Raw genomic sequence first — 13,525 nt, forward strand, 5'->3', positions numbered from 1 at the left:
ACTTTCAGCTTTTACCATGGGTTTGACCTTTTTTAGAACTTCAATGGTACTGTCTTTTGAGCGCTTGAATGTACCAGTCAGATGCTCTTTATGTTTGGTCGAGATCTGGCTGACATCTTCTTTCAGTTCCTTACCCATATTGGATAAGTCTTCAATGACTGCAGTAAATTCGGTTTTGATAAAGCTGGTTAATTCAGTCAGTTCTTTTTGCGAACCAAATAACTGCTCTTTCAAAGTATCGATCCGTTGCAACAGATCCTGTTTCAACTGACGTAACTGCTCCTGCACAGTATCACCCAGCTGTTTCGCTTCGACTTCAAGTTTCTCTTTGCTTTCTTCGATGGTTTCCACCACCTGTTCTTTGGCTTCAGCTGCTACTTTTTCAAGCTGTTCAGTCGTTTCTGAAACCACGGTATTGATCTTTTTCTTGGATTGAGAAGATTTCGCTGCTGTAGTCATGTGTCTTATTCCTATAGTTATATTACGACTCATCCATATTAGTAGTTTTGATAAAAATTAAGATTTGATTTGTTAGACAATTCTTAATTGCTTACATTTTTTTACGTTGTTCGTAAAACAGACTTTCAAGCAAAAAGCAAGCCATTTATCTCATACTTTTGCTGTAAAGCTATTGGACTTGGGGAGTGGTTCTGCGTATAATGCCGTGTTAAGTTCAAGCGAGCAGACATAGGAGGGTAGGTTTAAAAATTAACCTTCCTTTTTTTTCGTCTACTCGCTTTTTTACAGCCTAAATTTCAGGAGCTTTGGTTTGAGCACCCCAGCAATTTTAGCCCTTGCCGACGGAACTATCTTTAAAGGTACTTCAATTGGCGCATCGGGTTGTACGACTGGTGAAGTCGTTTTCAACACTGCCATGACTGGCTATCAAGAAATTTTGACTGATCCTAGTTATGCACAGCAGCTTGTAACGCTAACTTACCCACATATCGGTAACACAGGTTGCAACGAAGAAGACGCTGAATCAGGTCGTATTCATAAAGTATGGGCAAACGGTTTAATTATCCGTGACCTTCCTTTACTACATAGTAACTTCCGTGCGAATCAATCACTCGGTGATTATTTAAAACAGCACAATGTAGTTGCCATTGCTGACATCGACACGCGACGATTAACTCGAATTTTGCGTGATAAAGGTGCACAAAACGGTTGTATCCTTGCGGGTGAAAACATCACTGAAGAAGAAGCAGTCGAAAAAGCACGTGCATTCGGTGGTTTAAGTGATTTAGACCTTGCGAAAGAATGCTGTGATCCGACCGGTTTCGAATGGACTGAAGGCTCATGGGCACTTGGCAAAGGCTTTACTCAACCTGAACTTAAATTCCATGTGGTTGCATACGACTACGGTGTCAAAACCAACATCTTGCGTATGCTCGCAGACCGCGGCTGTAAATTGACTGTGGTGCCTGCACAAACTCCTGCTGAAAAAGTACTTGCGTTAAATCCAGATGGCGTATTCCTGTCAAATGGTCCTGGCGATCCAGCTGCATGTGACTACGCAATTGAAGCTGTAAAAACAATTGTTGAAACAACTGAAATTCCAGTATTTGGTATCTGCTTAGGTCACCAGATTCTTGCTCTTGCATCGGGTGCTAAAACGGTAAAAATGCCGCACGGTCACCATGGCGCTAACCATCCTGTACAGAACATCGAAACTGGTACAGTGATGATTACTTCTCAAAACCACGGCTTCGCAGTGGATGAAAGCACCTTGCCTGCGGTATTGTGTGTGACTCATCGCTCACTGTTTGATGGTACGAACCAAGGTATTCATCGTACAGACAAACCTGCGTTCAGCTTCCAGGGTCACCCTGAAGCAAGCCCTGGTCCACATGACTGCGCACCATTGTTCGATCATTTCATCGAACTTATCGAAGCATCTAAGAAGTAATTAAGGAAGCATCATGGCTAAACGTACTGACATTAAAAGCATCTTGATCATTGGTGCTGGTCCGATCGTCATCGGTCAAGCATGTGAGTTTGACTACTCAGGTGCTCAAGCATGTAAAGCGCTTCGTGAAGAAGGCTACCGCGTTATTCTGGTGAACTCTAACCCAGCGACCATTATGACCGACCCTGCAATGGCAGATGCAACGTATATCGAACCGATTACCTGGCAGACTGTTGCAGCAATTATTGAAAAAGAACGTCCAGATGCTGTGCTTCCAACGATGGGTGGCCAGACTGCACTGAACTGTGCCCTTGCACTGGATGCCAACGGTATTCTTGAAAAATACAACGTTGAACTGATCGGCGCGACCAAAGAAGCGATCGAAAAAGCAGAAGACCGTAAACTGTTTGACGAAGCAATGCGTAAAATTGGTCTGGAATGTCCAAAAGCTGCTATTGCTGAATCTATGGAAGAAGCACTTGAGATTCAAGCGCGCTTCGGTTTCCCTGTGATTATCCGTCCATCATTTACGATGGGTGGTTCAGGCGGTGGTATTGCTTACAACCGTGAAGAATTCCTGGAAATCTGTGAACGCGGTTTCGACCTCTCTCCTACTCACCAATTATTGATCGATGAATCATTGATTGGCTGGAAAGAGTACGAGATGGAAGTTGTTCGTGACAAAAACGACAACTGTATCATTGTATGTGCGATCGAAAACTTTGACCCAATGGGCGTACACACCGGTGACTCGATCACTGTTGCGCCTGCACAAACACTGACTGATAAAGAATACCAGTTGATGCGTAATGCATCTTTAGCAGTTCTTCGTGAAATCGGTGTTGAAACGGGTGGTTCTAACGTTCAGTTCGGTATTAACCCGAAAGATGGTCGTATGGTAATCATCGAGATGAACCCACGTGTATCGCGTTCATCTGCACTGGCATCTAAAGCGACTGGTTTCCCGATTGCGAAAATCGCAGCGAAACTGGCTGTTGGTTATACCCTTGATGAGCTGAAAAACGACATTACTGGCGGTACAACTCCAGCATCGTTCGAACCAGCAATTGACTACGTTGTTACCAAGATTCCACGTTTCAACTTCGAAAAATTCCCGCAAGCTGATGCGACACTAACTACACAGATGAAATCTGTAGGTGAAGTTATGGCGATTGGTCGTAACTTCCAGGAGTCTGTGAACAAAGCACTTCGCGGTCTTGAAGTTGGTGCAACTGGTTTTGATGAAAAAATCGAAGTGGGTACTGAAGGTGCGCGCGAGAAGATTCTTCAAGAACTTAAAGTTCCAGGTCCAGAACGTATCTGGTATGTGGCTGATGCATTCCGTCACGGTTTCACGCTTGATGAAGTATTTGCGGCAACCAATATTGACCGCTGGTTCCTGATCCAGATCGAAGACATCGTTAAAACTGAAGAACAAATCAAATCTTTAGGTTTTGGTGATCTTAACGCTGACAATATCCGTTCATTTAAACGTAAAGGTTTATCTGACCACCGTATTGCCAACCTGATGGGTATTTCACAAAAACAATTCCGTAAGCACCGTTGGAATCTGGGCGTAACTCCAGTCTACAAACGTGTGGATACATGTGCAGCAGAGTTTGAATCTGATACAGCGTACATGTACTCAACTTACGATGAAGAGTGTGAATCTAATCCGTCTAACCGTGACAAAATCATGGTGATTGGTGGCGGTCCTAACCGTATTGGTCAAGGTATCGAATTCGATTACTGCTGTGTACATGCTGCCCTGGCAATGCGTGATGACGGTTATGAAACCATCATGGTGAACTGTAACCCTGAAACGGTTTCAACTGACTATGACACGTCTGATCGTCTGTACTTCGAACCGATTACACTTGAAGACGTTCTTGAAATCGTACGTACTGAAAAGCCGAAAGGTATTATCGTTCAGTACGGCGGTCAGACTCCACTGAAACTGGCTCGTGCTTTGGAAGAAGCTGGTGCGCCAATTATCGGTACATCTCCAGATGCGATTGACCGTGCAGAAGACCGTGAACGTTTCCAACAAATGATTCAACGCCTGCAACTTCGTCAACCGAATAACAGCATCGTAAAATCTGCTGAAGAAGGTATGGCTGAAGCAGCTAAAGTGGGTTATCCACTGGTGGTACGTCCTTCATACGTACTCGGTGGTCGTGCGATGGAAATCGTGTATAACGACGAAGAATTAAAACGCTACTTACGTGATGCCGTACAAGCATCGAATGAAGCGCCTGTTCTTCTCGATCACTTCCTTGACGATGCCATCGAAGTTGACGTGGACTGCGTATCTGACGGTAAAGACGTGGTGATCGGCGGTATTATGCAGCACATTGAACAAGCCGGTATTCACTCTGGTGACTCTGCATGTTCGATTCCTCCATATTCATTGTCTGAAGACGTGCAAAACGAAATGCGTCGTCAAACCATCGCTATGGCTAAAGAGCTTGGCGTTGTAGGCTTGATGAACGTTCAGTTTGCGGTGAAAGGTGATGATGTTTACATTCTGGAAGTGAACCCTCGTGCTTCTCGTACGGTTCCGTTCGTTTCTAAATGTATCGGTGAATCTTTAGCAAAAGTAGCTGCACGTTGTATGGCTGGCCAATCTCTTGAGTCTCAAGGCTTTACCAAAGAGATTATCCCTGCTCACTTCTCTGTGAAAGAAGCAGTATTCCCATTCAACAAATTCCCTGGTGTTGACCCGATCCTTGGCCCTGAAATGAAATCAACAGGCGAAGTAATGGGCGTTGGTAAAACATTTGGTGAAGCGTTCTACAAAGCTGTTCTAGGCTCTAACGATCGTTTACCAGGTCTGCCAACTGAAGGCGAAGTGAAACATGCATTCATCTCTGTACGTGATTCTGATAAACCACGTGCGGTAGGTATTGCGAAGCAGCTTGCTGACTTCGGCTTCAAGATTCTTGCGACTGGCGGCACATACGATGTAATTAAAGCTGCAGGTATTGAATGTGAACGTGTAAATAAAGTAACCGAAGGCCGTCCAAACATTGTAGACCGCTTGAAAAATGGTGAAATTCACCTCATTATCAATACCACTGAAGGTAAACAAGCTCAGCAGGATTCATTCTCGATCCGTCGCTCTGCGCTTCAAGGTAAGGTATACCATACCACTACCCTGAATGGTGCTGATGCTGTATGCCAAGCTTTAGCAATTAAATTGCCAATGGATGTATATCGTTTGCAAGATTTAACAGTAGGTTAATTCGTTACTGAGAAGTCCCGTCACCTTCTCGGTGGCGGGCTTTTTTTCATTTATAGACTTTCATTTTTATTACTGAGGGACAACTATGCAACGTTATCCTATGACTCCCGAAGGCAAACTTGCCTTAGAGAAAGAATTACACCAACTGAAAACTGTGGATCGTCCACGTATTACTGCAGCGATTGCAGAGGCACGTGAGCATGGGGATTTAAAAGAAAACGCAGAATATCATGCAGCACGTGAGCAGCAAGGTTTCTGTGAAGGCCGTATTCAGGACATCGAAGGTAAACTGGGCGCTTGCCAGGTGATTGATGTTAAAGAACTGGAACAAAACGGTCGTGTAGTTTTTGGTGTCACTGTGACTATTGAGAATCTAGACACTGAAGAGCGCAAAACTTACAAAATCGTGGGTGATGACGAAGCAGACTTTAAGATTAACAAGATCTCTGTGAACTCTCCGATCGCGCGTGGACTGCTGGGTAAAAACGAAGGCGACGATGTGAAAATCGTGACTCCACAAGGTGAAGTTGAATACGAAATCGTAAGCGTTGAATATATCTAATTTTAAATAGATATTTTAGGCTGTAAGACCCCTCAGATGAGGGGTTTTTTATTGATTCTAGAAATTCCCATCAATTTTATTTTAAGAAGCCAGATGCCAATACTTCAAATGCCTATAAAGCCTGAGGTAAGACCTGTGCAGGATCCTCACTAGAAGCTACCCACAGTGCTGCATTCATTGCTGCACCATTGAGCAAGACTGCTGCAGCAAGTGCATCGACTGGTTTTAATCTACTTTCAGCCAGTAACTTTTCTACACATTCACGTGTTGACTGTAGGCATTTACTTTGACTTGGCCAATGGGCGGGGTCCCCTAATACTGCCGGACCATCACGTAGCACAATCCGTTGGAACTCAGCATTTAAAGCATGTTCGATATAGGTACGCCCTTCAAGCATTAATTCTTCCCACAGATCATCAGGCTGCTCCAGATGTTGCCCGGCATATTCAGCCATTTCTGAATCAATCTGATCGACCACGGCGGCAAACAAGCCTTTCTTATCTCCAAAATGATGGTATAGCGCACCCCGGGTCAGCCCCGCTTCTGCCGTGAGCTTATCCATGGAAGTGTCCGCATAACCGTATTCAGCAAATGCACGACGTGCGACTTCTATGAGCTTTTTGCGGGTTTCCGCCATTTTTTGTTCACGTACAGGCATAAATTGTTTCCATCAGTATTGTGAAAATTTTAATTGACATACGCTTCGTATGTCAATTATGTTTACATACGATGCGTATGTGAAGATTTGAACTGCTTTCTAAAATACGTATAAATTAAAATTGAGCGAGGATTATCATGACTAGAACTGCAATATTTCCCCAAGATCGCCATGCCCTGTATGAACAGCATGGTTACTCTGCTGCGATCAAATCAGAAGATTTATTATTTGTTTCTGGTCAGGTTGGTAGCCGTGAAGATGGCAGTCCTGAACCTGACTTTGAGAAACAGGTAGAACGTGCTTTTGAAAACTTGGCTGCTACATTGGCAGCGGCTGGTTGTACTTTCGATGATATTGTCGATGTCACGACTTTTCACACCGATCCTGAACAGCAATTTGAAAGCATTATGAAAGTTAAAAACCAGATTTTTATGCAAAAGCCCTATCCAAATTGGACCGCTGTAGGCGTGACTTGGCTAGCGGGGTTTGACTTCGAAATCAAAGTCATTGCTCGTATCCCTCAATCCACTAAGACCATGTAAAACTTAACCCTGCAATCAGGTCTGTTATTGAATGGGATTGTTCTCCAGCTTGAAGATCAATTCGCTATAATGACGCATTAATTGTTATTGAATCCTAGTTATGGCTGAAAAACTGATTAACTCCCCTGTGAACCATTGGTGCGAGTTCGAATTCATCTCCAAAACCGTGAAGAATCCGAATATTCATATCAAGGGCAATTACAGCTATTACTCAGCTTATTGGGATCAAGGTTTCGAGCGTTGTGTGGTGCGTTATCTGCATGACAAACCAGCCACACCAGAGAAACCAATTGACCAGCTTTATATCGGCAATTTCGTCTGCTTTGGCGCAGAATGCGTAATTATGATGGGTGGCAATCAGTTACACCGTACGGATTGGATCTCAGCGTTTCCGTTCGATACCCGTAGCTTTGTGCCTGCTGGCGACACAGTCATTGGCGATGGTTGCTGGATTGGCTCACGCGCCATGATTATGCAAGGCGTGACACTCGGTGAAGGTGCTGTGGTGGCAACAGGTGCAGTCGTGACCAAAGATGTGCCGCCTTATGCAATAGTTGGCGGCGTACCAGCGAAAATTATTAAATATCGATTTCCACAAGAAGATATAGAAAAACTGCTTTCCCTTAAACTCTACGACTTAGAAGAAAAGCAGTTTTTAAAAATGCGTGAACAGTTACAGACGGATGATGTTGAACAATTAGTCAATTATTTCAAATAGAGTCACGAATTAAGTATCGTTTATTTTTCTTCCAAAATTAAATAATGCAAACGATTTACTTTCCCGCTTGGTATGTGAAACCGGATTTAACTTGAATGCTTCTAAATTTGTATCTAGCAACTTAATTTTAAGATCATCAGCTCCTTGGACACCTAGCTGCTCTAATTGTTCAATTTCAGCCCTGTAGCGCTCATATGACTTTGCTAAAGATTCCTTATGTGAATACTCTTGTTCAAGTCTAGAAAATTTGTTTAAGTTTACATTTGCTATGGTCGCTATCCATATTAAAGGAGCATTTATAGTAATCTTAAATAATAAAGTATGAAGTTCCATATTTTTAAAATCATCAGCATCAAAAAGCCAAAGATTAAAACCAAACATACATAAAACCGTTACTATAAATACAAACAAACTTATTAAACGAGCCATATTTGCTTCTTTTCGCTTACTAACAAATCCACCAGCCAATCCCGCCTCACTCGATAAATCAATTGTAGCTTTAGCTCTAGTTTCTATATCTTTTAAATTAGCTAGCCTACTTTCTAATTCTTGTTTTAAAGATGGTATTTGTTTTTCTGTATCTCCATAAATTTTTGAATAAAATTGATCTAATTTTTTTAAACGTTCATCAATTAATTTGCTTTTAGTATCTCCCTCTTCATCTTCTGTAAAATATTCATTCCAGATTTCCTCTAATTTTTTTATCTTTGATTCCATTTCTTCAAATAGATTTTCTCCATCAGCATTTTGATCTTCAAAAAGTTCTGTGTATTTTCCTTCTATTTCTTTTATTTTTAATGAAAGTTGATCTATTAGTGAATCTTGGTTTTCATTTGCTTCAAATAATTCATTATATTTATCTAAAATTTCTTGCTTAGAGTTTTCAATTTCTTCTATGCTTTCTTCAGAAATAAGCTCAACTATACGATTATAGGAAGAGTTCCCATCATCATCCAATTCCAACTTGCTCTCTATTTCACCTATAGCATCCAAACAAGCATCTATTTTGTTTTTAACTACTAGTGTCTGATTACAAGCCTCTTCTAACTTCTGCTGATTAGCTCTAATTTTATCCAATTCTTCTTGAAGCAATTTTCCAACTGTAAATGACCTACTGTTCAAATCTCTTAATTCAGCACGCATTGAATATTTCGAACCAAGTGAGTCATTAAGTTCATTCAATTCTTTTAACATATGTTTTAAACGAGCTTCGTCTTTACTTTTTAACCCCAAAATATCAATACCCATAGCCAACCTATTAGACAAATTATATTTATTAGATTAATTATTACACAATTATTCCTATAGGAGGCATAAAAAAACCCACTCAATCGGAGTGGGTTTTTTTGAGTATGGTGGCTATGACGAGACTTGAACTTGTGACCCCCGCATTATGAGTGCGGTGCTCTAACCAACTGAGCTACATAGCCTTAAACTGTGCGCGCATTATGGGTTTTTCTGTTTAGAACGTCAAGCCCATATTGTGCTGATTGATCAAAATTTGGTGAAGTGAGCCGATAAGCCGGGTTCTGTCGAGAACGATCATTCCTCTAGGCGTACAATCACTCATACGCTCAAGCGACCTACCCGGATCCAGCATGGGCCATGCCTAAAGGATCCCTATTTGGTCTTGCTTCCGGTGGGGTTTACCATGCCATGAACTGTTACCAGTCATGCGGTGCGCTCTTACCGCACCCTTTCACCCTTACCTCCGATTCCGATTGCTCAGAACCATAATGAAGGCGGTCTACTCTCTGCTGCACTTTCCGTCGGCTCACGCCGCCCAGGCGTTACCTGGCACCTTGCCCTATGAAGCCCGGACTTTCCTCCCCTGCTTCAATCACGGAGATCTCCACAGCAGCGATCGTCTGGCTCACTTCGAGCCGCATAGTACCAAATCTGGCGACTAATTGCTTGATGTTTTTTGATCAGTCAGTTTTTCATACTTGGCCTGAAGCTCCTCACGCGTCTCGGCATGGTTCGGATCAAGCGGAATACAGTCCACAGGGCAGAATAACTGGCACTGCGGTTTGTCGTGATGTCCGACACACTCTGTACATAAGTCCGGGTTAATTTCATAGATGACGTCACCCATGAAAATTGCCTCATTCGGACAGACAGGTTCACAGACATCACAATTGATGCATTCATCGGTGATATATAAAGACACTCTACCAACCTTGTTGAAGTTTACGCTCGAAGGCTTCAACCACGTTTGGCGGAACAAACTTGGTCACATCACCTCTTAAACGAGCAATTTCACGCACCAATGTGGATGAAATAAAAGAATATTGCTCTGAAGGAGTTAAAAACACCGCTTCAAAATGAGAATCCAGTTGACGGTTCATGTTGGCCAGCTGGAATTCATACTCAAAATCGGACACTGCACGTAAACCACGCAATACCGCGGTAGCATTCTGCTCGCAGAAGAAGTTCACCAGCAGGCCATCAAATCCTACAAATTCAACATTGTTCAAATGGCTTAATGACGTTTGGGCCAGTTCAACTCGTTCTTCCAGACTAAATACCGGGTTTTTATGATGTCCGATGGCAATTGCAACTACAACTTCATCAAACATCTTTGCTGCGCGGGTCACCAAATCAATATGGCCATTGGTGATCGGATCAAAAGTTCCCGGATAAATTACACGAGTTTTAGTCATCCATTTGTACTCTGTTTATTGTGTAAGTTTCCATTTTAACAAAATCTTCATTTTTTAGTGAAGAAACTCCATCAATTTAAACACTTCAACTCAATAAAAGTTACGGTACAATAGCTACAACTTTGGAAGTGTCTGATTATGGCGAAAGCAACTGTAGTTAAAAAAAATAACGGCGGAACGATTGCTCTGAACAAACGTGCCCGTCACGATTATTTTATTGAAGAAAAATTTGAAGCTGGACTTTCCTTGCAAGGCTGGGAAGTAAAATCCCTGCGTGCCGGTCGTATGAGTATTGTGGAGAGCTATATCACCTTTAAAAATGGTGAGGCGTTCCTGTTCGGCGCACAGATTCAGCCTTTACTGAGTGCATCTACCCATGTTGTCCCTGAAGCAACGCGTACCCGTAAACTGCTGCTGAAACGCCGTGAAATTGAAAAACTCATGGGCGCGATCAACCAGAAAGGTTATTCCTGTGTACCACTGGCCTGTTACTGGAAAGGCCCGCATGCCAAGCTGGAAATTGCGTTGGTAAAAGGTAAACAGTTACACGACAAACGTGCATCTGAAAAAGACCGTGACTGGCAACGTGATAAAGCGCGTATTTTCCATAAATAGGGTCTGTTGACATTTGTTGATTAAAAAAATAGCGAGATAGTAAAATTAAATCGCCAAACCCAATTTTACACTCGCTATGCCTCGAACAATGCTAAATGATCAACACTGGTCCAAGTTACTTGCTATTTTCCGTCACTTTAATATTTATCTCAAATTAAATTTACGGAATTTTATTGAAGCGATTTTATTTCGAATTAGAACAGGCTGTCCTTGGCGTGATTTACCTCAAGAGTTTGGTAAATCAAATTCTATTTTTAAGAAATATAATCGATGGTCTAAAAATAGTAAGTTTATGAATATTTTTAAATTATTCAGCCAGCATGCTGATAAAGAGTGGATTTTTATCGATGGGAGCCATGTACGAGCGCATCAACATTCAGCTGGTATTAAGAATCAAAGTATTTCCAAAAGTATTGGTGGTAATAGTTCAAAAATACATTTAGCAATCGATTCAAATGGTAATCCTATTGAATTTATTATTTCAGATGGAACTTCACATGATATTAAGGTTGCACCTGATCTTGTATCAAAATTAGATTTAACAGAGTCAGAAATGCTATGTGCAGATAAAGGCTATGATTCAGAAAGTTTCAGAAAGAAAATTAGAGAAAGTAATACGAAAGCAAACATTCCTCGAAGATCAAATGCCAAATCTAGCAATGATGATATGGACTGGTATATGTATAAAATCAGACATTTAGTTGAAAATGCATTTTGTAGATTAAAACAATTTAGAGGAATTGCCACAAGATACGATAAGCTAAAACGTAACTATCAAAGCGCTGTTGCTTTAGCTTGTATATTTATATGGTTGCCTCTTTAGCTCAATTTATCGGCTGTAAATGTCAACACACCCTAATGCCAGCAATAAAAAACCTCCAATTGATGGAGGTTTTTTTACAGATCGAATTAGGCTTTCAGATTCAGACGCGCTAGGGTCAAGGCAATATATTCACCAAACCAGATCGCGGTTTGTAAATCCCCTTCCGGTGGTGTCACTTCAACAGGTGCATTGTCAGATTGGGTCATGAGGCCCAGAAAGCTCGACATGCGATTCAGATCTGTAGTGGAACGACCTGTCGGCATCAACGGTAGACCTGACCACAACATGCCATGTTGCATCGCAAACAGATTAATCTGTTGCAAGACAGCCAGCTTGTCCCCACTTAAGCCACCACCATTGGTAAAGGCTGCTGCCAGCTTGCCTTGCCAGCTACGTGCCAGCCAGCGCTTGGACGACTGCTCCATAAATAACTTCATGGCAGAAGTCAGACTACCCATATAGGTCGGACAGCCAAATACAATTGCATCGGCAGCGTCCAACACCTCCCAATCCACCTGTTCCACATTCATCATATGCACCTGGACACCAGTTTTTTGTGCGCCTTCGGCAATGAAGTTTGCCACTTTAGCCGTGTGTCCATAAGGACTGTGATAAACAATCGCAACAGATTGGGAAGATAGGGACATAACAATCAAAAACCAAGAATTTCAATCAAGTTTAACATTTTCATGCCATAAACACGAATGTTGCCATGCGTCCGGTTTTGGCTTCACGGCGATAGGAAAAGTATTCATCCGCCTGACGATATGAACACTGATCGCCACCTAAAACAGTCTCAACACCCTGCTGCTGTAAGATGTAACGCGCAATCGCATACAGATCCGCATAGTATTTTCCGGCCTGTTCCCCTGCCTGAAATGCACTGTCCAGTTCAGGATATTTGGAACAGAAAGCTTCTTTTACTTCTGAGCCAATTTCAAAACAAGGCTGGCTGATCGCTGCACCGAGCCACGCCCAGGTAGGCTTGGATTGCATCGCGGCAATGGTATTTTCAACGATACCGCCTGCCAGCCCACGCCAACCCGCATGCAGATTGGCCACTTCAGTGCCTTCAGCATTACCCAGTACCACAGGTAAGCAGTCTGCCGTCATCATCATCAAGGCATGGGCCTTGCGCTGTGTCACCAGACCATCACCGACCAATGCCTTAAAAGGCATCTGCTCATTGATAGTATGACAAATGGTGCTATGCGTCTGTGTCATCCAGGTAATTTTGTCCACGCCAAAAGGCTGGAAATCTTTCAACAGCTGAATGCGATGCTTCTGTACACGCGCAGCATCATCATTGACATGCAAAGCCAGGTTAAAGCCCGCTAGCTCTGGCTGGGCTGATGGCTGTACCTGTTCATGATAAACACGGGTCTGACCTACATAAACACCTTGAGGCAAACCTTGTACAAATTGCATGTCGCTTCCCTTTTTTTAATGACTGCTAATAGAATGAAAAATTAATAGGCCTTGTTTTCGCTACGCAGCACTTCAACCAGATTGGCGAAGTCTTCTGGCCACGGCGCATTAAAGGTCATTTCTTCTTTGGTACGTGGATGTTTCAGGCCTAGAGTCGCTGCATGCAGTGCCTGACGTTTAAAACCACGCAAGGTGTCATCCAGCAATTGCGAAGCACCGGCTGGCATACGCACACGTGGCATATAGACCTGATCACCCACCAGACCATAGCCCAGGTAGCTAAAGTGCACACGAATCTGGTGCGTACGACCGGTTTCCAGACGTGCCTGAATACGGGTGAAATGCTGGAAGCGTTCTTTCACA

At 42.7% G+C, this 13,525-nt stretch carries 14 protein-coding genes, 1 tRNA gene, 1 other RNA gene and 1 pseudogene; 7 read left to right on the top strand and 10 right to left on the bottom strand.

The genetic code is table 11. The annotated features are described in order from the left end of the window. Positions 1–459, bottom strand: a 459-nt coding sequence (locus B4J23_RS05005; protein ID WP_291359046.1) for a hypothetical protein, incomplete at its 3' end; no start/stop codon positions are given. Between the two features lie 310 nt (positions 460–769). Here B4J23_RS05005 and carA point away from each other — a divergent pair. The 3 genes from carA (at position 770) to greA (ending at position 5,715) form a co-directional block, all read left to right on the top strand. Continuing rightward, entirely contained in the window at positions 770–1,909 is a 1,140-nt protein-coding gene (gene carA, locus B4J23_RS05010) for a glutamine-hydrolyzing carbamoyl-phosphate synthase small subunit (protein ID WP_291359048.1), read from the top strand. Between the two features lie 13 nt (positions 1,910–1,922). Continuing rightward, positions 1,923–5,153 (top strand): carbamoyl-phosphate synthase large subunit, encoded by a 3,231-nt coding sequence (gene carB / locus B4J23_RS05015; RefSeq protein WP_159123473.1) that lies wholly within the window; start codon positions 1,923–1,925, stop codon positions 5,151–5,153. An 85-nt stretch (positions 5,154–5,238) separates the two neighbouring features. Then, the gene (gene greA / locus B4J23_RS05020; protein WP_005236827.1) at positions 5,239–5,715 is read left to right on the top strand and encodes a transcription elongation factor GreA; all 477 of its coding nucleotides are present in this window, start codon (positions 5,239–5,241) and stop codon (positions 5,713–5,715) included. A gap of 112 nt (positions 5,716–5,827) precedes the next feature. Here the strand turns inward: greA and B4J23_RS05025 are convergent, their stop codons facing one another. Further along, on the bottom strand, positions 5,828–6,373 hold the full coding sequence (locus B4J23_RS05025; protein WP_291359052.1) for a TetR/AcrR family transcriptional regulator: 546 nt from the start codon (positions 6,371–6,373) through the stop codon (positions 5,828–5,830). 137 nt (positions 6,374–6,510) lie between these two features. Between B4J23_RS05025 and B4J23_RS05030 the strand changes: the two genes are divergently transcribed. Then, positions 6,511–6,915, top strand: a complete 405-nt coding sequence (locus B4J23_RS05030) for a RidA family protein (protein ID WP_291359053.1) — start codon at positions 6,511–6,513, stop codon at positions 6,913–6,915. Between the two features lie 100 nt (positions 6,916–7,015). Further along, entirely contained in the window at positions 7,016–7,633 is a 618-nt protein-coding gene (locus B4J23_RS05035; protein ID WP_291359055.1) for a CatB-related O-acetyltransferase, read from the top strand. Positions 7,634–7,642: 9 nt separating this feature from the next. On the opposite strand, the gene B4J23_RS05040 is transcribed toward B4J23_RS05035, so the two are convergent. The 5 genes from B4J23_RS05040 to coaD all read right to left on the bottom strand — a co-directional run bounded on the left by B4J23_RS05040 (position 7,643) and on the right by coaD (position 10,296). Beyond that, positions 7,643–8,881, bottom strand: a complete 1,239-nt coding sequence (locus B4J23_RS05040) for a hypothetical protein (protein ID WP_291359057.1) — start codon at positions 8,879–8,881, stop codon at positions 7,643–7,645. 105 nt (positions 8,882–8,986) lie between these two features. Then, positions 8,987–9,063, bottom strand: a tRNA-Met gene (locus tag B4J23_RS05045). A gap of 72 nt (positions 9,064–9,135) precedes the next feature. Continuing rightward, positions 9,136–9,513, bottom strand: an RNA gene (gene rnpB / locus B4J23_RS05050) — RNase P RNA component class A. A 26-nt stretch (positions 9,514–9,539) separates the two neighbouring features. Beyond that, positions 9,540–9,803 (bottom strand): YfhL family 4Fe-4S dicluster ferredoxin, encoded by a 264-nt coding sequence (locus B4J23_RS05055; protein ID WP_291359059.1) that lies wholly within the window; start codon positions 9,801–9,803, stop codon positions 9,540–9,542. Between the two features lies 1 nt (position 9,804). After that, entirely contained in the window at positions 9,805–10,296 is a 492-nt protein-coding gene (gene coaD, locus B4J23_RS05060) for a pantetheine-phosphate adenylyltransferase (protein ID WP_291359061.1), read from the bottom strand. 138 nt (positions 10,297–10,434) lie between these two features. Between coaD and smpB the strand changes: the two genes are divergently transcribed. Both smpB and B4J23_RS05070 read left to right on the top strand, forming a co-directional pair. Then, positions 10,435–10,911, top strand: coding sequence for an SsrA-binding protein SmpB (gene smpB / locus B4J23_RS05065; RefSeq protein ID WP_004784822.1), 477 nt, complete (start codon positions 10,435–10,437; stop codon positions 10,909–10,911). 76 nt (positions 10,912–10,987) lie between these two features. Continuing rightward, the gene (locus B4J23_RS05070; RefSeq protein WP_026056797.1) at positions 10,988–11,734 is read left to right on the top strand and encodes an IS5 family transposase; all 747 of its coding nucleotides are present in this window, start codon (positions 10,988–10,990) and stop codon (positions 11,732–11,734) included. 86 nt (positions 11,735–11,820) lie between these two features. Here B4J23_RS05070 and B4J23_RS05075 read toward each other — a convergent pair whose 3' ends face one another. The 3 genes and pseudogenes from B4J23_RS05075 to B4J23_RS05085 all read right to left on the bottom strand — a co-directional run. Then, positions 11,821–12,381, bottom strand: coding sequence for a flavodoxin family protein (locus B4J23_RS05075; RefSeq protein WP_005236845.1), 561 nt, complete (start codon positions 12,379–12,381; stop codon positions 11,821–11,823). 40 nt (positions 12,382–12,421) lie between these two features. Next, the gene (gene pgeF, locus B4J23_RS05080) at positions 12,422–13,162 is read right to left on the bottom strand and encodes a peptidoglycan editing factor PgeF (protein ID WP_291359067.1); all 741 of its coding nucleotides are present in this window, start codon (positions 13,160–13,162) and stop codon (positions 12,422–12,424) included. Positions 13,163–13,203: 41 nt separating this feature from the next. Then, a pseudogene (locus B4J23_RS05085) lies at positions 13,204–13,525 on the bottom strand (RNA pseudouridine synthase); the annotation flags it as partial.

Origin of the sequence: Acinetobacter sp. UBA3025, assembly GCF_002367915.1 — a bacterium.
Classification (GTDB): Bacteria; Pseudomonadota; Gammaproteobacteria; order Pseudomonadales; family Moraxellaceae; genus Acinetobacter.